Raw genomic sequence first — 18,007 nt, 5'->3', positions numbered from 1 at the left:
TGTTCAGACGGCGGCAATAATTGGGTCATGTTTGAACCGACACCACAGTGGTGGCAGATCATCCGGGAGCGGGCGGTATTCACCGATCTCGGACCAGCCTCCAGGGCCATGAAAATCACTGCCGGCGCTGACCAGCAGACCGAATTCGCGGGCCAGAATCGCCAGGCTGCCCACTTGCTCGGCAGGCTGATGACCATTGACCACCTCGATCGCGTGGCCCCCTGCTTGAATATAGTCGGCAATCAGGCGGCGACGTTTGCTGCGGGTGAATTCATAGTGCCAGGGGTGCGCCAGACTGACCCAGGCCTTGGCCGAACGCAGGGTTTCGACGGTTTCCTCCAGGGTCGGCCAATGTTGCTTGACGTCCCCCAGCTTGCCTGCGCCCAACCATTTGCGAAAGGCTTCGGCGCGGTCCTTGACGAAACCTTCGCGCACCATCCAGTCGGCGAAGTGCGGCCGGGCCGGTGCGTTGCCGCTGTCACCCAGAGCCTGCTGGATTTCCCGGGCGCCCTCAAGCGCGCCGGGCATGCCCTTCAACGCCAGTTTGCGACTTATTTCTTCGGACCGAAGCCAGCGACCATCGTGCAATTTGGCAATCGCCTCGACCAATGGTGCGGCATTGACGTCGAAACCGTAGCCGAGCACATGAATGGTCGCGCCGCCCCAGGTACAGGACAATTCGACGCCGTTGACCAGTTGCATCCCCAGCGCATTCGCAGCGTGTCGCGCCTCATCGAGGCCTTCAAGGGTGTCGTGATCGGTCAGGGCCAGGACTCGCACGCCGTTCTCGAACGCACGCGCAACCAGAACCGCAGGCGCCAGGGCGCCATCGGAGGCCGTGCTATGGCAGTGCAAATCAACATTCACAGGGCTTTGTAACCTCAAATCAGCTGGCGCTATCGCGCGCCCATATGTTTGTTATTATGCCGCCACATCCTGCTTCTGGCTGCCACTGTGAAACAATTCATCGATTTCATCCCGCTCCTGCTGTTTTTCATCGTCTTCAAAATCGATCCACGGGTCGTCGACATTGCCGGCCATGAGGTAACTGTAGGCGGTATTTACAGCGCCACCGCGATGCTGATCATCAGTTCGCTGGTGGTCTACGGCACGCTGTTCATCAAACAGCGCAAGCTGGAGAAGAGCCAGTGGCTGACCCTTGTCGCCTGCCTGGTCTTCGGCAGCCTGACCCTGGCCTTCCACAGCGAGACCTTCCTGAAATGGAAAGCCCCGGTGGTCAACTGGCTGTTTGCCCTGGGTTTCATCGGCAGCCACTTCATCGGTGACCGCCTGCTGATCAAACGCATCATGGGCCACGCGCTGACCTTGCCTGAGCCCGTCTGGACGCGCCTGAACATCGCCTGGATCGCCTTCTTCCTGTTTTGCGGTGCCGCCAACCTGTTCGTTGCGTTTACCTTCCAGAGCTACTGGGTCGACTTCAAGGTCTTCGGCAGCCTGGGCATGACATTGATTTTCCTGGTCGGCCAGGGCATCTACCTGTCCCGCCACCTGCATGACGCCGATACCACATCGCCTAAAACCGAGGACTGACATGCTTTACGCAATCATTGCCACAGACGTCGCCAACTCCCTGGAAGCCCGCCTGGCCGCACGGCCTGCCCACCTTGAGCGCCTGCAGGTGCTCAAGGGCGAAGGTCGCATCGTACTGGCCGGCCCGCACCCGGCGGTCGACAGCAATGATCCGGGCGCGGCGGGCTTCACCGGCAGCCTGATCGTCGCCGAGTTCGATTCCCTGAGCGCCGCCCAGGCCTGGGCCGATGCCGATCCGTACATTGCCGCCGGTGTCTACGCCAACGTTTTGGTCAAGCCGTTCAAGCAAGTCCTGCCGTAACTTTCTTCTCGCAATCCCCCGCGCGGTGAACCTTATCGGTTCATCGCGCTCTCAATCGCTCATTATTCTCTTTTGCCGGCCGACAACTTCCCAATACTCGTATTGGAATCAGGAGTCGCGATGCGCAAAGGTCCGTTGTGTCTGATGTTGGTCACGTTGTCGATCGTGGCCCCCGCCCACGGTGAAGAACGTGCCGAGGGCGCCAGCTCCACGCCGCTGTCCTTGAGCGCGGGAAGCCAGATAAACGAATTGCAGCAACGCTTGAAGGAAAGCGAGCGGCAACGAGAAGAGTTGAACAAACAATTGCAGAGCGCCGATGGTGAACGCGAAAGCGCCCAACTGGCCCGGTTGCGCCAGGAAAACCAGCGTCTGAAGCTGCAACTGCGGGAAGCCCAGGCTGGCAGTTCGATTCCGCGCTGGCTGACCGATCAACAGCAGTGGTTCGTCATCGGCGCCGGAGTTGCGCTATTGGCCCTGCTCTGCGGTATCTTCGCCAGTGGTGCAAGTCGAAAACGTCGACAATGGCTAAATTGAGTGAGTCATGAGCGAGCTGTTACTGATTGATGATGACCAGGAGCTGTGTGAGCTCCTGAGCAGTTGGCTGAGCCAGGAAGGTTTCCAGGTGCGTGCCTGTCACAATGGCCAGAGCGCCCGTCGTGCATTGGCCGAAACCTCCCCGGCAGCCGTGGTGCTGGATGTCATGCTGCCGGACGGCAGCGGCCTGGAGCTGCTCAAACAACTGCGCAGCGATCACCCGGACTTGCCGGTACTGATGCTTTCGGCCCGGGGTGAACCACTTGACCGTATCCTCGGCCTGGAACTGGGTGCCGACGACTACCTGGCCAAACCCTGCGACCCCCGGGAACTGACGGCCCGCCTGCGCGCCGTGTTGCGCCGCAGCCATCCGGCGGCGGTGTCCAGCCAGATGGAACTGGGCGATCTGTGTTTCAGCCCGGTGCGCGGTGTGGTCAGCATCGACGAGCAGGAGTTTACGCTCACTGTTTCCGAAAGCCGTCTGCTTGAAGCCCTGCTCAAGCAACCCGGCGAACCATTGGACAAACAGGAACTGGCGCAAATCGCCCTCGGCCGCAAGCTGACGCTATACGACCGCAGCCTCGACATGCACGTCAGCAACCTGCGCAAGAAAATCGGCCCGCACCCCGATGGCCGTCCGCGCATCGTGGCACTGCGCAGCCGCGGTTATTACTACAGCCTCTGACTCCGAGTACTTCGGAATTCGGGTTCGAGAATCGTCGTAAAAAACAACCATCGCCTACCGAGTTTGGTGTACGTCAAATGCCTACACCACACTTGATAGATCTGCGAGACATCAAAGCTGCGCTTGAACATCTCCGATCATGGGAGCCTCTTCCTTATTAATGGTTGAAAAACTCATTAATCTTAGCCACGAACGACGTGAAATTAGCAGCCACTTTCTGTGTTACTTACTAAAGCGAAATTATCCCCTGCGCCAACGCCACGCATATCGCTTGCCGCCGGCTGAAAGAGCCCAGTTTTCGACTTGCGTTGGCGATATGAAAATTGATAGTGCGTTCAGAGCACCCTAGTATGCAGCTTATCTCCCAAGTCGTTTTACCAACCCCCGACCATTTCAGCACTTCGGACTCTCGCAGGGTCAGGCTGCAGAACTGCTCGCGCGGTTCTTTCAATTGTTTCTGTGAGCCTTCCAAAAGGAATGGAACCAGCATAAATAGCTTTCCTAGTGAAGAATTTAGGCCGTCGTATAATTTATCATTAGAGTTCATGCTCAGAGCGACATTGAGTGATCCGACCATTTCGTTACACCGCAGAGGAATGCTGACCCCTTGTAAAAGGCCATACCCCTCGCGTACCTTCCAGAATTCATGGGACCGCCCTCGTGCCTGCCTCCGCGCGGCCTCCCAGTATAGTGGCACGAAGTGGTGACGGCAGTGCCGAATTATTGGGTCCACCTGAATAAAATTCTCATCTTTGTATCGCCTGAGCCAATCAGAAGGGTAAGTCGTCATGATCCTGCTGAAAGGGTCATTGGTTGTAGCGCAACTCAGGCTCAGTAAGAAACGGTCATAGCCGATTCGACGCAGTACCTTGCGCAAATGGCGCTCCCAATCACTTCGATGCAATTCCTTGGAAAGAACAGAGAAATCATCCAATGATTCTTCTAAGCCGCCCCTCAGAAGCGCTTCTTTTTTTCTACATCTATATAAGTCATCCATGATACCCCCACCACTCATGAAAGCTCTATTTGATACCTTTCAACACTGAAATTACAACTTTAGACATAGACACCCCGTAGCCCGCCACTTATAACCATGACTCACGACAGTGCTGCTCTATAAAACTTTTAAATATTTTAATACCCTCCTCCGTCAAAATACTCTCGGGATGAAACTGAACACCTTCTATTGGATACTCAAGATGTCGCACCCCCATTATATATTCGTCATCATTTGCAGTGGATGTCACAATTAGATCCTCAGGTAGATCTTTTTTATCGATAATCAGCGAATGGTAGCGTGTCGCCTTGATCGGCTTGCAATTGGTATGAGCATAAACACCTCGACCATCGTTGTTTATTGTGCTGATTTTCCCATGCATTACGTTGGCAGCTCGAACAACTGAACCACCGAAACTCAGGCCGATAGCCTGATGCCCAAGGCACACGCCTAATATAGGCAAGCGCCCTTTAAAATGATGGATTACCTCGCTATAACCGGCGTCACGTGGATGACCAGGCCCAGGTCCCAACACGCAAAAGTCTGGCGCGTACGCTTCAATTCTTTCAATCAGGTTCGGAACATCATTACGCTCTACGTGAGTTTCTAGGCCCAACTGCTCAAGGTACTGACTGATAATAAATACAAAGCTGTCATAAGCATCAATCAGGAAAACTTTCACTCCTGCATCTCCCTTCCGGTAACGGCGCGATAAACAGAACCCATTTTGTAAAAGGTTTCAGTCCATTCGCTATCTGGAATCGAGTCCGCGACAACACCTGCAGAAGCCCTCAAGTAATAGACCCCTCCTTTATGTACCGCTGACCGGATACACAAAGCCGTATTGACACTACCGTCGAATCCAATTAGACCGACCGCTCCAGCATATATCCCACGACGGTTATTTTCCATACCTTCAATAATCTGCATTGCCCGAATTTTCGGTGCACCCGTCATAGTTCCCGCTGGAAAAGAAGCCTTAATAACATCAAAAGCATCAAATCCTTTTTGTAATAATCCGCGTACGTTTGACACCATGTGATAGAGGTGAGAGTACTCCTCGACCAACATCAACTCATCGACCTCAAGTGAGCCCGGCTGACAGACGCGCCCGATATCATTTCTGCACAAGTCCACAAGCATTAAATGCTCCGCTCGCTCTTTTTCAGAGCGTGTCATGCTCAAGATCAACTCGTTGGAAGATACACCGCGTACTTTCCCTATGGTTCCAGCGATGGGCCTCATCTCGATCAGATCGCCCTTGATCCGAACAAACAGTTCGGGGCTGGCGCCAATCAGGTCGACCCCGGCCAGATTAGCTAGGTACATGTAGGGTGAAGGGTTATTTCTGCGCAATGCCCGATATACTTCAAAGGGTTTAATAGGTGTATCAATCTGCACTTCGTGACCCAATTGAATTTGGTAGATATCTCCTTGGCGAATGTGCTCCAGCGCATTGTCGACCCAGCCAAGGAACTGCTCTTTTTCCACAGTATCCCGAGCCACCGTAACGGACGGATAAACAACCGGCGCGTTAGTGGTCTGAATGTCGATAGCACCAGCCAACAGCGCGGAATAGTCATCGGTTCTGCGGTGCGCCCATAGAGAACAATTATTAACCAAAATATCTACACTTCCATTGGCATGGAAGTACACTAGCGTCTGAAAAACGCTCAAGGCAATGATCGGATAGTCAATGGTCCGCTCGGTCAGGTCCGGAATATTTTCGACAAACCGGACACTGTCATATGAGAGATAACCAAAAAAAGCGAGACTAGGATTAGGCTGATGCGGAACATCAAAGGATGTTTGTATCGCACGTAACAAATCCCATACGGCATCGTTCGAATCAATACTGACACGTCCAATGTTGTCCAGAAAAACGCCCTGCTCCGACAGCGAACTTCTTAGATGGGCAGTCAGTAGTTCACTTCCCTCAATTATCGCGTACCCCTCATAAATTTTTACCGCCAGTAATGGCTCCATGCCGATTATGGTCGCCTTACGATCGCGGCTGGGGCCAGACAGTGATTCAAGTATAAAGGTCTTATCGGTGCCGAATGCTTTTGCCGCTGCTTCATACACAGCCAGCGGGTCGCATTTCAAGCGCTCAGTATGAGCCAGAACACTAACGGAGGCGGTTATCCTACTCAAGACATTACTCCTATATTATCGCCAGCAGTTCACACAGATCAGCGCCGACCGCCTGGGTCGACGCCCTAAACTGCCAAACAGATCAGACAGCTCAACTATTAATTAATGGATCCTTCGATCCGATCCGTGCACCGCAAGCAAACGCATGCCCTTTGCTGATCCAATCAGCACAGTTAGATTCCACACTTGTGTGGCACCGAACAGATCGAAAGAAAATGTTAAAATCATGGCATTGACTCTGCCAGATTCTCCATTCTGGGTATGTCAGAAATGTCCTGTAAAGCCTGCGGAATACTCCGTCAGAAAGAACACGGCATTAAAGAAATCCAAAACCCAATACCTCAGTCCTTTATATTTCGCGGTAGCTGCGATCCATGTCGTTCGCTGAAGCGAGTCGATTTAGTGCAGGCAGCCTGTCGCCGAACAGATGCTCAGACTGTCGTGCATCTGCACTGCGATCCGATTCCCGCGTCGGTCTACAAAGAGATGAGCGTAGTGCGACCACGCCGCACCAAATACCGCCATGACGCGAATCATTGAGACAGGTCTCGTAGAAATATCATGTAAGGTTTTGTCGGTGGGAAAGCTCGTAAAAATGAGCCGCGTTCGTGAGGCAGGGGCGGCCAGATGACTATTAGAACTTTATAGCTATATTGCTAGGAACCGCTGGATGGCATCCAGTGTCTCCTCGCCACACTCCAGATACGGGACATGCCCCGCACCCTCGATAATGCAGACGCTTGCCTGTGGCAGTAGTCGGTTAATCTCATCCAGGCAAGAAATATCAAATACGCGATCGTTGCTCCCCCACACAATTAAGGTCCGCGCCTTGACTTCCGCGAGCCGCATTTGAAGCGGGTACAAACCGGAGCCCTTGAAATCTTCCAGTATTTTCCCGATCCTCGCATAGCAAAGCGCTCCCCTAGCAGCCAGAGCCTTTGCCAGAAACGCATGGACCTTGGGCGCTCGAGTAAACACGATCTCCCAAAGCTTCCGCATTTCACAGACGGTCCGGTAGCCAAACGGATGCTTGCCAGACTCAAGAAACTGGCTCATGGCCGGACTAAGCCTTGCAGCCGGCAAACCGGCAGGCGCTATTGCGATTAAACGGGACACCTCTGCCGGATAAGTGGCCGCATAAAGGCAGGCAATGCAGCCACCAATGGAGTTGCCAATCAATACTACGTCCTTGAAAGACTGCGCATCGAAAAAAGCCTTCAGTCGCTCCACTTGAGCCACAGGACTGTAACTTTGCACGCCGTCGAACGAGGACTCCCCTTCACCGGGAAGGTCGAGGAATACGCAGTTGTAAGTGTCCACCAACGAGTATATTTGCGGCCCCCACTGATCCTTACTGGCCCCTAATCCATGGAGGAACACCAGGGTGGACTTGGCCTCGCGGCAAGTCGAGTGCAAATAGGCAATCTCATAACTTTTTGCTTTCCAGCACCGGGCTGTAAGTCTGTAGCGAAACCGGTTTTGCTGACGCAAGACGAGCAATGCCAACTGACCTGGCCACTCCATGGAGAATCACCTCTTAATGGGTTCGCCGATCAATCAGGCGGGTTGTTACCTGCACAAGTCTGCCGGGGATCTGACAGAGCCCGACACCGACCAAAACCGCCACACCGCCAACGATAAGGCTCAGTGACAAACCTTCTTTCAAGAGAAACTGGCTAACTGCAACCGCAAAAACCGGCACCAATAATAGAAACGGCGTCAGGCGCTGGACGGGGTGTCTGCCCAAAAGCCAATACCACAAGCCAAATCCAATCAGCCCACCACTGACGGCCGTATACAGCATGGCGGCCCAGGCCGTCGGACTGGCTATCAGGACAGCCCCCCACGCCTGCCCCTCAACCGCAGCCGAAACAATCAACAACTCCGGTGCCGCAATCAATGCCGTCCACCCGCTTATAACTAGCGGGTTGAAAGGTCCCCACCGCTTGGTGAGCAATGTTCCCACGGCGAAGACAAAAGCCGCAGCAATCACCAGCAATATTCCCGCCAACGTACCGCCTTTGCCAACGCCTCCCAACACCGTCAGCACGCCTAGCAACGCTACGATAATCCCCCCCACGACGGGTAATGCGATGCGCTCCCCCAAAACAGCAAAAGCCAGCAACAGAGTGAATGGTGTCGCAAGTTGGTAAACAACAGCAGACGTCGAGGCATCCACTCGTGAAATACCGCAATACAACAACCCGAAATGTAGCGCCCCTCCCAGGGAACCGATCCAGAACACTTGGAGAAGTTCGTATCGTTTGGGAATTCCACAAAAAGGTAATAAAACAGCCGCCATCAAGGCAAAGCGCATCGCGACCATGAGGATAGGCGGAAGCTCTTGTCCGCCAATTTTAACCGCCGTTACTTGTGCCCCCCACAAGAACGCCACTAGTACGGCTATCAATGAATCTCGAATAGGCATCTATGCATCATCCCGTTTGAAATTGGACTTGCTTTAGCAGGCGCAAACGCTCGACGCCACCACAGGGACTTTCATTCAATTTGTGATAGTGCTCCACAAGGCGATCCAGTGTTTCCCGCAATGCCTGTTCCGCCTCTGGGTCCTGAACTAGTTGTGTGTTGAACGTGGCCGGGAACCCCGAGCCGACCAATACCATTTTATTCAACAGGGCATTGAGCACCACCTGGCTAAATACCGCCGTGTGGCCGTATCGACGCCCCACCACCGCCACAGCCGCAAGCTTGTCTCGCAACGGTCGCTCACGCGGACGCATGAAGCCATACCCCACCCGCTCCAGAAATGCCTGGAAACGGCTGTTGGTTCCCTAGGCATGCATCACCGGCAGGTACAGAATGGCGTCCGCCTTGACCATTTCATTTACGATCGCGGCCACATCGTCTGGCAGGGAACAATCGATGTGTGAACAGGCGTTATCGGCATCGCAGTAGTCGATACGATAATTGCGAAGCCAGAGTTCTTCGACCGAGGCGCGTCCTTCCAAGTGGCGTCGAATCAACGACACCACTTTACTGCTGACCCCGTGTGCCCGGCTTGACCCGACAATGACGATCAGCTTCATCAGTTCAGGACGTCTTGGCCAATGGGGCGTCAACGAGACGCTCATATTCCAGCAACGACTCCTCCAGCAACTGACCGGTGAGGTACAACGTCACCCTCGCCACTTCTTTGATTAGTGCTCGCTCTTCATCCGTCTTCACCGCGCGCTGCATCGCCAAGCGCACTTCTTCGGAATGCTTTTCATCAATGGTCGAATGGGCGACAAAGAACGTCATTTGCTCGTCACTAAGTCCCAGGTCTACACGGAACTTGTTCAGAATGGGCTGGATGTGTTCATACACTCCCTCCGCCCAATAGCTGTACCCCAAGCGGGCAATCGGTCCCAGGCGGATGGCCACGTCGTTCAGATAGGAGATCAGCGCCTGAGTGGGAGGAAGCGGCACAGGCAGCGACGCAGGCAAGGCACCGATAGACTCCAGGTCACGAATGACCATTTTCTCGTGGCCCAGTTCTTCAAGCGCGTGCTTGTAAACGAAGCGCAGCAGCGTTGTCTGGCCCGGATCCGCTCTGAAAGCACAGGCTGCCTGATTGATCGAGTTGAAGCGGGTGTAATGGTAAACCTGGAGCATCACCTGCTGATAAAGCTCGACCGTAATTGGTTGCTCGAGGCTGTGACTCCAATAGCGACCCTTTTTGATTTTGTCCCAGCCGCTGTCAACAATGGCATTCAATTCTTTAAAGAAATTGTCCATGAATTACTTTCCCTTTTATGGTGTTAAAGACGGTTTCCAGCTCCAGGTAAACCAAACTGTAATCACGTGGTGATTGTCGGCTCGTCCAAGTGATGTCGTCGGCTAGAACACACCCTCCGATATCGACATACAGGGCAGCCAGACGCCCCCGACACAAAGCCGAGATGTATCTAAACTGCGTATTGGCTCTTAACCAAATTGCTGCTTGCAGAAGGAAGTGCCTCAAGTACAGGCCGCCCCTATACTTCTCATCCAACACCAGCCGATTGGCGTCAAACGAGTCCATTGGATGAGCGAAATAATGCCCCACATTAACGACCCGTTCGACAAAGCTCACGCCATGTCCCAACGGAGTTATCCGGATAGCACCGACAATCTCGCCTCCATCCAGATAAGCCATGTGATACGAATAGGTATCGCGTAATACCTCGGCATCGGAAAAATTTTCTTCACTGGCCGGGTTGTCACCAATGTAGCGAGACCTTAAAGCACGCACTTTTTGGAACAGTTCACTTTTCGCCGACACGATTTGCATGGACATGCTCATACTGTGCCCCAACCTATCGGCTGCGTTGATCAACAATTCGCGCTTCTTTCCAACTGAACCAACTGCCCAAGTTCACATGATCATCAAGGTCATCGACCATCATGATTGTCGCCTCAACCCCTAGGCGCTCGCGCACGCGCTCACGGATCAACAACGTCAATTGGCTGCGATCACCTTGGTAAAACCTGGACATTTCCATTTTGGCGATCACTGTATCTCTGTCATTCACGCAGTTGATGACGATTTGATAACCTAGGCATTTCTCGACACCTTCAAGCAGCGCCTGCTCGATTTGGCCAGCCGTGAAGTCTTTGCCGTTAAGGATCATGGCATCTTTGACACGTCCGACCACTTTCATTACCTGCCCTAGTGCAATCGGTTTTTTTGCCGTTTTTTGAATGCAAATTAAGTCGCCCGTACGGTAGCGGATCAACGGTTTCACGCCGTCGACCAGCATGGTGACGCACAACTCCCCTTCACCACTGTCACCCAGACTTTCGCCCGTTTGGGGGTTCAATACCTCAATGATGTAGTTGAGTCGATGGGGCATCAGTTGGTCGCTGGTGTTGGCTGCGGCAATAATCATCGCTTCTTGCGAGCCATACAGACTGTTGTAGGCTTCACAACCCCAGAGACTGTACAAGTTGTTTTTCAAGGCTGACGTACAGAGTTCACCGCTCATCATGAACGCCCGCAAATGAAAGTCCTCGCAGGGATTGAAGCCTAGCCGCTCGGCCTCCTTGGCCAGTGCCAGCAACAGTCCTGGAGCTGAAGCGACGACGCCGATGCGCAAATCCTTCATCAACTGGAGCGTCTTGGGATATCCGATGACCGGGGAATGCGGCCAGATTTTGGCGCTACAGACACCCAGTTGATGACAGACATCACCCAAGGTATCACCGAAGGAATGCGCCTCAGTCGGCCCCATGATGCCTACAACGGGTTTCTCTGCAGGGAAATGTTTCTCCAACACCGCCTTGTAAGCCATGGTGAGTTGTTTGTTACTTGCATAACTTTCTTTTTTATCTCGTGGGCATGGGGTCGCCGGACCGGTCGTGCCGGTGGTTTCATAAAAATAAATGCTGTCTTCCAGTGTGCCAGACAGAATATCTAGCATAGACTCTCTTAAATCATCCTTAGTGGTAAAAGGCAGTGAAGAAAGATTCGCCAGCGTGATGCCTTCTACATCAATATCTTTAAAGTGTTTTCCGTAGAAAACGGATTTACTTTTGACATGCCGCAGGACCGTTTTGAGCCGTTCCTCATGCCAGAGCCTAAGTTCGTCTTCACTTAGCGTGTTGGTCCAGTATGCCTGATGAATATCGTTATACTTTGTGGCGAATTCATCAAAAAGCTTTCTCACACCCATAACTTACGCCCTCGTCGACATTTATATTATTAGCTCTGCTCTTAACTACTAACGATGCCTCCCTCTGATACGGACACTAACAAGTTAGGAAAAACCATATACCTGCCTAACAAAACAGTTGCGAGCGCGAAAAAGATATGATAGGGCCAACCTGTCAATAGGAGATGTTGGTCTGCGTAAACGACCGGAGCCACTCGAGTTGTGATGCCGGCGTTGCACTAGGTAAAAAGGAAAGCCGGCGGGGTATCGTTTGGTGAAGCAGCCGATGTGTTGGATTTGTCAGGTTGTTCGAAAATCATCTTTACCCAAGCTTTACGCTCCGCTGACCGCCGCTGACCTTGATCTCCGTAATCTGTACTCATCCGGAACGTACCGGGAATGAGACAAGGAGATTCACCATGCGCAAGACTCTTATCGCTCTGATGTTCGCCGCCACCCTGCCGACTGTTGCCATGGCCATGCCCGAAGGCGCCGGCCCTATGGGTGGCCCGATGGATGGAGCGCGCCACGGCGGTCAGATGCACGGCATGCACGGCAAAGGCCCCTACAGCCAGCTGGACCTGAGCCGCGAACAGCGCGAGCAGATCCGCAAAATCATGGGCGATCAGATGCATGAGCGTAAGCAAGTGGTCGACAAGTACCTGGAGAAACTCTCGCCAGCCGATCAGAAAGCCATGAAAGACGAGATGGCCGCCAACCACAAGAAAGCCGAAGCTGATGTGCGGGCGCTGCTGAAACCGGATCAACAGAAGAAATTCGACGAGATCCAGAAAAAACGGGCTGAACGTCGCGCCGAATGGGCCGAGTTCAAGGCGTGGAAAGCGCAACAGGCGCAAAAAGCGCAATAATGATCTAACCCTGACCCAACGGCGAACACCGTTGGGTCTCAGTTTTCCGATCTACTGTAGGAGCGAGCTTGCTCGCGATGGACGTCAACGATAACGCGCGGCATCAGGTAGCACGTGTCGTCACTGCGTTTTTCGCGAGCAAGCTCGCTCCTACATCGGATTCATTGTTGTCTGAGGATTTTCTGTGCGTTCATTGTTCTGGCGTATCCTGGCCAGCTTCTGGCTGGCCATCGCCCTGGTTGCAGGGCTGTCCATTTTGCTCGGGCACATGCTCAACCAGGATGCGTGGATTCTCAGTCGTCACCCAGGCCTCAACACCCTGCCCGAACAATGGACGCAAACCTATGAGGCCCAGGGCGAAGAAGCCGCCCAGGACATTCTGGAACAGCGCAAACGCCAGTATCACATCGACGTTCAGGTACTCAACGAAAGTGGCGACCCGGTGGTGCGCGGCACCTTCCCACGCCGCGCCGCGGCCTTCGAAGCGCGACAGAACAATGATGACCGGCGCTTGCCATGGCGGCGTCTGACCGCTGAATACACCAGCGAAAAAACCGGCGACACCTACCTGCTGATCTACCGCATCCCCCACCCGGAACTCGATGCCTGGCACCGTGAAAGCCTGCTCTGGCCACTGAGTGCGCTGGGTATCGCCCTGGTGGTACTGACCTTGTTCAGCCTGTTGGTGACCTTTTCCATCACCCGTCCGCTCAGCCGTTTGCGCGGGGCGGTGCATGACCTGGGGCAAACCACTTACCAGCAGAACAGTCTGGTCAAACTGGCGAACCGCCGCGACGAATTCGGGGTGCTGGCCAACGATTTCAACCGCATGGGTGCACGTTTGCAAAGCCTGATCAGCAGCCAGCGGCAACTGCTGCGGGACGTGTCTCACGAACTGCGCTCGCCCCTCGCCCGCCTGCGCATTGCGCTGGCCCTGGCCGAACGGGCTACGCCGGAAGAACGGCAAAAACTCTGGCCGCGCCTGACCCGTGAGTGTGACCGACTCGAAGCGCTGATCAGTGAAATACTGGTGTTGGCGCGGGTTGATGCCGATAACGCCAGCGCCGAAGAGGTGGACCTGAATGCGCTGCTCACCGGGCTGCAACGGGATGCACAGCTGGGCTCGCCAGAGCAGAACGTTCGCCTTGAAGCCGAGCCGCAACTGAACCTCAGAGGGTGGCCGACCATGATCGAGCGCGCTGTGGATAACCTGCTGCGCAATGCTCAGCGCTTCAACCCGGAAGGCGGGCAACCGATTGAAATGCAGGCGTTGCGACAGGGTGAGCGGATTGTGGTGACCGTGCGCGATCATGGTCCGGGGGTCGACGCCGAACATTTGAATCAGCTTGGAGAGCCGTTCTACCGGGCGCCCGGGCAGACCGCAGCCGGACACGGTCTGGGCCTGGCCATCGCCCGCCGTGCGGCGGAACGGCATGGCGGGAGTCTGGTGCTGGCCAATCACCCGGAGGGTGGGTTTATTGCCAGTCTGGAATTGCCGATGGTGCCGGGGGCCATCACCTAACCCTGAATCCCTGTGGGAGCGAGCCTGCTCGCGAAAGCGGCAGTACACTCAACATCTCAGTGCCTGACACTCCGATTTCGCGAGCAGGCTCGCTCCCACAGGGGAAATACGGTGTCAGGCTTTGCCGGGCCAGGCGCTGACGAACTCTGCCAGATCCACCTTCTCCGCCACACGTGGCTCCTTCAGCGGCGTACCGAGATAAAGGAACGCAATCACCTTCTCCCCTTCCGCCAGCCCCAACCCTTTGGCCACATGCGGCGAATAGGCCAGATCCCCTGTACGCCACACCGCACCAATGCCCTGCGCATAGGCCGCCAGCAAGATCCCGTGCGCCGCGCAGCCAGCCGCCAGCATCTGCTCTGACTTCGGATACTTGACGTGATCCTGCAACCGGGCAATCACCACGACCACCAAGGGGGCGCGCAAAGGACCGTTGCGCGCCTTGTCGATGGCCGCTTCGGTCACTTCGCTGTCTTGCAGCTTCGCCGCTTCAGCCAGTAACTCGCCCATCTGCTCGCGCGCTGCGCCTTCGACGGTCAGGAACCGCCAAGGCTGCAAATGACCGTGATCCGGTGCCCGCATCGCTGCGGCAAACAACACTTCGCGCTGCGCTTGAGTAGGTGCCGGTTCGATCAGGCGCGGGACGGAAACACGGTTGAGCAAAACGTCGAGAGCCTGCATCGGCCACCTCCTGAAAAAATTGTGCGGCTATTCTAGCTGTAACTACCGTGGCAATGCCCGTTTACATGCCCTGCCCCACAGGTAGAATGGCGCCCTTCCTTACTACAGCCGAGCGGATTTCATGGCGTTGCCGACCTTGCGTCTCATTGGTTTCATCATCGGCATCTTCCTGATAACCCTGGCCATCGCCATGGTCGTGCCCATGGCCACGCTGGTGATCTTCGATCGCACCGGCGACCTGCCGTCGTTCCTCTGGGCCAGCATGATCACCTTTGTCGCCGGTCTGGCGCTGGTCATTCCGGGGCGCCCCGAGCATGTCCATCTTCGGCCAAGGGACATGTACCTGCTGACCGTCAGCAGTTGGCTGGTGGTGTGCATCTTCGCCGCGCTGCCGTTTTTATTGACCCAGCACATCAGCTACACCGACTCATTCTTCGAAAGCATGTCCGGCATCACCGCCACGGGGTCGACGGTACTTAATCACCTGGACGACATGTCTCCCGGCATCCTGATGTGGCGCTCATTGCTGCACTGGATCGGCGGCATCGGCTTCATCGGCATGGCGGTGGCGATCCTGCCATTGCTGCGCATTGGTGGCATGCGACTGTTCCAGACCGAATCGTCGGACCGCTCCGAAAAAGTCATGCCCCGCTCGCACATGGTGGCGCGGTTGATCGTGGCGGCCTACGTCGGCATCACCATTTTCGGCAGCCTGGCGTTCTGGTGGGCCGGGATGAGTCCATTCGATGCGATCAACCATGCGATGTCGGCGATTTCCACCGGTGGCTTTTCCACCTCGGACCTGTCCCTGGCCAAGTGGACGCAACCGGCCGTGCACTGGGTGGCCATCGTCATCATGATTCTCGGCAGCTTGCCGTTCACCCTGTACGTGGCGACCCTGCGCGGCAACCGCCGTGCGCTGATCAAGGATGAACAGGTTCAAGGCCTGATCGGCATGTTGCTGGTGACCTGGCTGATACTGGGCACCTGGTATTGGTGGACCACCCAGCTGCATTGGCTGGAGGCACTGCGGCATGTGGCGCTGAACGTGACCTCGGTGGTGACGACCACCGGTTTCGCCCTGGGGGACTACAGCCTTTGGGGCAACTTCTCGCTGATGCTGTTCTTCTATCTGGGCTTCGTTGGCGGCTGTTCGGGCTCGACCGCCGGCGGGATCAAGATTTTCCGTTTCCAGGTAGCCTACATCCTGCTCAAGGCCAACCTTAACCAGTTGATCCACCCGCGCGCGGTGATCAAGCAGAAGTACAACGGTCACCGTCTCGATGAAGAGATCGTGCGTTCGATCCTGACTTTTTCGTTCTTCTTCGCCATCACCATCTGTGTGATCGCGCTGTTACTGTCGCTGCTCGGCGTGGACTGGATGACCGCCCTCACCGGCGCGGCCAGTACGGTGTCCGGCGTCGGCCCGGGCCTGGGCGAGACCATCGGCCCGGCCGGCAACTTCGCCTCGCTGCCGGACGCCGCCAAGTGGATTCTCTCGTTCGGCATGCTGCTGGGCCGACTGGAGATCATTACGGTGTTTGTGTTGTGTATTCCGGCGTTCTGGCGTCACTGACCGGCGCAGGCATCTGCATCAACCGCACCCGGTACTCACCGGGTGTGGTGTCGAACCAGCGGCGGAAGGCGCGGAAGAAATTGCTCGGATCGGCGAAGCCCAACAGGTAGGCAATTTCCAGCAGTGTCATGGCCGGTTGCGCCAGATATTGTTCGGCCAGTTCTCGCCGGGTGTCATCGAGCAACGTCTGAAAACTCGTGCCCTCCTCCTGCAATCGCCGCTGCAACGTGCGTTGTGACAGGTGCAGCGTCTGCGCCACGGCATCACGTTTGGGTTCACCCTGGGGCAACAGACGACACAGCACCTGGCGCGCCTTGTGGGTCACGCGACTTTCGGAAAAACGCGCCAGGTATTCACCGGCAAACCGGTCATGCAGCAGCGCCATGGCCTCGTTGGCGGTCGGCAGCGGTGCTTCCATGTCCGCGCGCTCGAAAATCAACGCATCGTATGGCGCGTTGAACACCAGCGGTGCATGGAAGGCTTGTTTATAAGGTTCGATATTGACGGGTTCATCGCCCTGCACCAGCACCTTGCGCGGGTGCAGTGTGCGTCCGGTCAGCCAGCCGCACAGCGCCAGGGCGCACGCCAGCGAGGCTTCGGCGCTTTGACGGGTGGGCGGCAAATGATCGCCATGCACCGTCAAAATCAGCGCGTAGCCCTCATCCAGCAGCCGAAAACTCAGATCGGCACTTTCGGCAATGATCCGCTGGTAACGCACCAGGCGCTGAAAGCCCTCGGCCAGGGTCTGGCTGGACATCAAGGCGTAACCGGTTACATGAAACTGCGCAGGTCGCACCACCTTGCCCATGTTCAGGCCAATTGCGGGGTTGCCGGACAGCTCAACCGCACGCTGCCACAGTCGTGTCATGGAATCTTGCGGGAAGCGTGCATCCGGATCATCCAGTGCCGCGTAGTCGAGCCCCAGTTGTTTGAACAGAACCCGGCAATCCAGGCCGTCCATTTCCAGTGCTTTGACAATCCCCATCGCCCAGCTTGCAGAAGTCGTTCGTTCGCTCATGTCGGGTTCTTACATGATGAGCCGCATGTCACGGCCAATTTCCGAAGGATACTAAAGTGGCGCCGATTGTCACTGGCTGACGCCTACGTTCACTCTAGACTTAAATAAGCTACCCGCAGAACAACTTGCAGTCAGAACAATAACCACAGAGATCGCAGTCGTGGAAAACATCAGACGATTCAACAGCTTTGCTGAGTTTTACCCGTATTACCTCAGTGAGCACAGCAACAGTACCTGCCGCCGATTGCACTTCATCGGCACCACGCTGGTCATTTTCATTCTGGCGCTGACCATCGGCCGAGGCGCCTGGATGCTGTTGTGGGCCCTGCCGCTGGCGGGTTACAGCTTTGCCTGGGTCGGGCATTTCTTCTTCGAAAAAAATCGCCCTGCGACCTTCCAGCATCCCTTCTACAGCCTGCTCGGCGATTTCGTCATGTATCGGGACATGATTCTGGGGCGCGTGCCGTTCTAGTTCAAAAGAGGATA

19 protein-coding genes and 1 pseudogene are annotated in these 18,007 nt (G+C 55.4%); 8 read left to right on the top strand and 12 right to left on the bottom strand.

The features are described from left to right. Positions 1-3: 3 nt before the first annotated feature. Positions 4-867 carry a PHP domain-containing protein gene (locus CKW21_RS24405; protein WP_095196445.1) on the bottom strand — a complete coding sequence of 288 codons (864 nt, stop codon included), beginning with the start codon at positions 865-867 and terminating at the stop codon, positions 4-6. Between the two features lie 87 nt (positions 868-954). On the opposite strand from CKW21_RS24405, the gene CKW21_RS24400 reads away from it, so the two are divergent. The 4 genes from CKW21_RS24400 (at position 955) to CKW21_RS24385 (ending at position 3,071) form a co-directional block, all read left to right on the top strand. After that, positions 955-1,551 (top strand): septation protein A, encoded by a 597-nt coding sequence (locus tag CKW21_RS24400; protein WP_095196444.1) that lies wholly within the window; start codon positions 955-957, stop codon positions 1,549-1,551. Position 1,552: 1 nt separating this feature from the next. After that, the gene (locus CKW21_RS24395) at positions 1,553-1,852 is read left to right on the top strand and encodes a YciI family protein (RefSeq protein ID WP_007984134.1); all 300 of its coding nucleotides are present in this window, start codon (positions 1,553-1,555) and stop codon (positions 1,850-1,852) included. Positions 1,853-1,972: 120 nt separating this feature from the next. Then, a complete protein-coding gene (locus tag CKW21_RS24390; protein ID WP_095196443.1) occupies positions 1,973-2,386 on the top strand; it encodes a translation initiation factor 2 in 414 nt (137 codons plus the stop codon). 7 nt (positions 2,387-2,393) lie between these two features. Continuing rightward, a complete protein-coding gene (locus CKW21_RS24385) occupies positions 2,394-3,071 on the top strand; it encodes a response regulator transcription factor (RefSeq protein WP_095196442.1) in 678 nt (225 codons plus the stop codon). A gap of 229 nt (positions 3,072-3,300) precedes the next feature. Here CKW21_RS24385 and CKW21_RS24380 read toward each other — a convergent pair whose 3' ends face one another. From CKW21_RS24380 to CKW21_RS24340, 9 genes and pseudogenes are all read right to left on the bottom strand, one after another. Next, positions 3,301-4,068: a LuxR family transcriptional regulator gene (locus tag CKW21_RS24380; RefSeq protein WP_095196544.1), complete on the bottom strand. Its 768-nt coding sequence runs from the start codon at positions 4,066-4,068 to the stop codon at positions 3,301-3,303. Between the two features lie 88 nt (positions 4,069-4,156). Beyond that, entirely contained in the window at positions 4,157-4,750 is a 594-nt protein-coding gene (locus CKW21_RS24375) for an aminodeoxychorismate/anthranilate synthase component II (protein WP_095196441.1), read from the bottom strand. After that, positions 4,747-6,222: an anthranilate synthase component I family protein gene (locus CKW21_RS24370; protein ID WP_095196440.1), complete on the bottom strand. Its 1,476-nt coding sequence runs from the start codon at positions 6,220-6,222 to the stop codon at positions 4,747-4,749. Before CKW21_RS24370 ends, CKW21_RS24375 begins: the two co-directional genes overlap by 4 nt. Before the next feature lie 648 nt (positions 6,223-6,870). Continuing rightward, positions 6,871-7,746 (bottom strand): alpha/beta fold hydrolase, encoded by an 876-nt coding sequence (locus CKW21_RS24365; protein ID WP_095196439.1) that lies wholly within the window; start codon positions 7,744-7,746, stop codon positions 6,871-6,873. Positions 7,747-7,759: 13 nt separating this feature from the next. Continuing rightward, the gene (locus CKW21_RS24360; protein ID WP_095196438.1) at positions 7,760-8,650 is read right to left on the bottom strand and encodes a DMT family transporter; all 891 of its coding nucleotides are present in this window, start codon (positions 8,648-8,650) and stop codon (positions 7,760-7,762) included. A gap of 7 nt (positions 8,651-8,657) precedes the next feature. Beyond that, a pseudogene (locus tag CKW21_RS32370) lies at positions 8,658-9,269 on the bottom strand (flavodoxin family protein). Positions 9,270-9,273: 4 nt separating this feature from the next. Beyond that, a complete protein-coding gene (locus tag CKW21_RS24350) occupies positions 9,274-9,960 on the bottom strand; it encodes an iron-containing redox enzyme family protein (RefSeq protein ID WP_095196437.1) in 687 nt (228 codons plus the stop codon). Further along, positions 9,944-10,507, bottom strand: a complete 564-nt coding sequence (locus tag CKW21_RS24345) for an acetyltransferase (RefSeq protein ID WP_095196543.1) — start codon at positions 10,505-10,507, stop codon at positions 9,944-9,946. The genes CKW21_RS24350 and CKW21_RS24345 overlap by 17 nt, the downstream gene beginning before the upstream one ends. A 13-nt stretch (positions 10,508-10,520) precedes the next feature. Beyond that, the gene (locus tag CKW21_RS24340; RefSeq protein WP_095196436.1) at positions 10,521-11,876 is read right to left on the bottom strand and encodes a phenylacetate--CoA ligase family protein; all 1,356 of its coding nucleotides are present in this window, start codon (positions 11,874-11,876) and stop codon (positions 10,521-10,523) included. Between the two features lie 398 nt (positions 11,877-12,274). Between CKW21_RS24340 and CKW21_RS24335 the strand changes: the two genes are divergently transcribed. Both CKW21_RS24335 and CKW21_RS24330 read left to right on the top strand, forming a co-directional pair. Continuing rightward, positions 12,275-12,724, top strand: a complete 450-nt coding sequence (locus tag CKW21_RS24335; RefSeq protein ID WP_095196435.1) for a Spy/CpxP family protein refolding chaperone — start codon at positions 12,275-12,277, stop codon at positions 12,722-12,724. 184 nt (positions 12,725-12,908) lie between these two features. Continuing rightward, positions 12,909-14,246 carry a HAMP domain-containing sensor histidine kinase gene (locus CKW21_RS24330; RefSeq protein ID WP_095196434.1) on the top strand — a complete coding sequence of 446 codons (1,338 nt, stop codon included), beginning with the start codon at positions 12,909-12,911 and terminating at the stop codon, positions 14,244-14,246. A 114-nt stretch (positions 14,247-14,360) separates the two neighbouring features. Here the strand turns inward: CKW21_RS24330 and CKW21_RS24325 are convergent, their stop codons facing one another. Then, positions 14,361-14,927, bottom strand: coding sequence for an NAD(P)H nitroreductase (locus CKW21_RS24325; RefSeq protein ID WP_095196433.1), 567 nt, complete (start codon positions 14,925-14,927; stop codon positions 14,361-14,363). A gap of 121 nt (positions 14,928-15,048) precedes the next feature. Here CKW21_RS24325 and CKW21_RS24320 point away from each other — a divergent pair, with 121 nt between their 5' ends. Beyond that, positions 15,049-16,503, top strand: coding sequence for a TrkH family potassium uptake protein (locus CKW21_RS24320; protein WP_095196432.1), 1,455 nt, complete (start codon positions 15,049-15,051; stop codon positions 16,501-16,503). On the opposite strand, the gene CKW21_RS24315 is transcribed toward CKW21_RS24320, so the two are convergent. After that, on the bottom strand, positions 16,460-17,521 hold the full coding sequence (locus tag CKW21_RS24315) for an AraC family transcriptional regulator (protein WP_218274055.1): 1,062 nt from the start codon (positions 17,519-17,521) through the stop codon (positions 16,460-16,462). The genes CKW21_RS24320 and CKW21_RS24315 overlap by 44 nt on opposite strands. A gap of 160 nt (positions 17,522-17,681) precedes the next feature. Between CKW21_RS24315 and CKW21_RS24310 the strand changes: the two genes are divergently transcribed. Then, the gene (locus CKW21_RS24310) at positions 17,682-17,993 is read left to right on the top strand and encodes a DUF962 domain-containing protein (RefSeq protein ID WP_095196430.1); all 312 of its coding nucleotides are present in this window, start codon (positions 17,682-17,684) and stop codon (positions 17,991-17,993) included. Positions 17,994-18,007: the final 14 nt, after the last annotated feature.

Source organism: Pseudomonas sp. Irchel 3A7 (assembly GCF_900187565.1).
Taxonomy (GTDB): Bacteria; Pseudomonadota; Gammaproteobacteria; order Pseudomonadales; family Pseudomonadaceae; genus Aquipseudomonas.
This window is presented reverse-complemented; position numbering and strand designations above follow the sequence as displayed.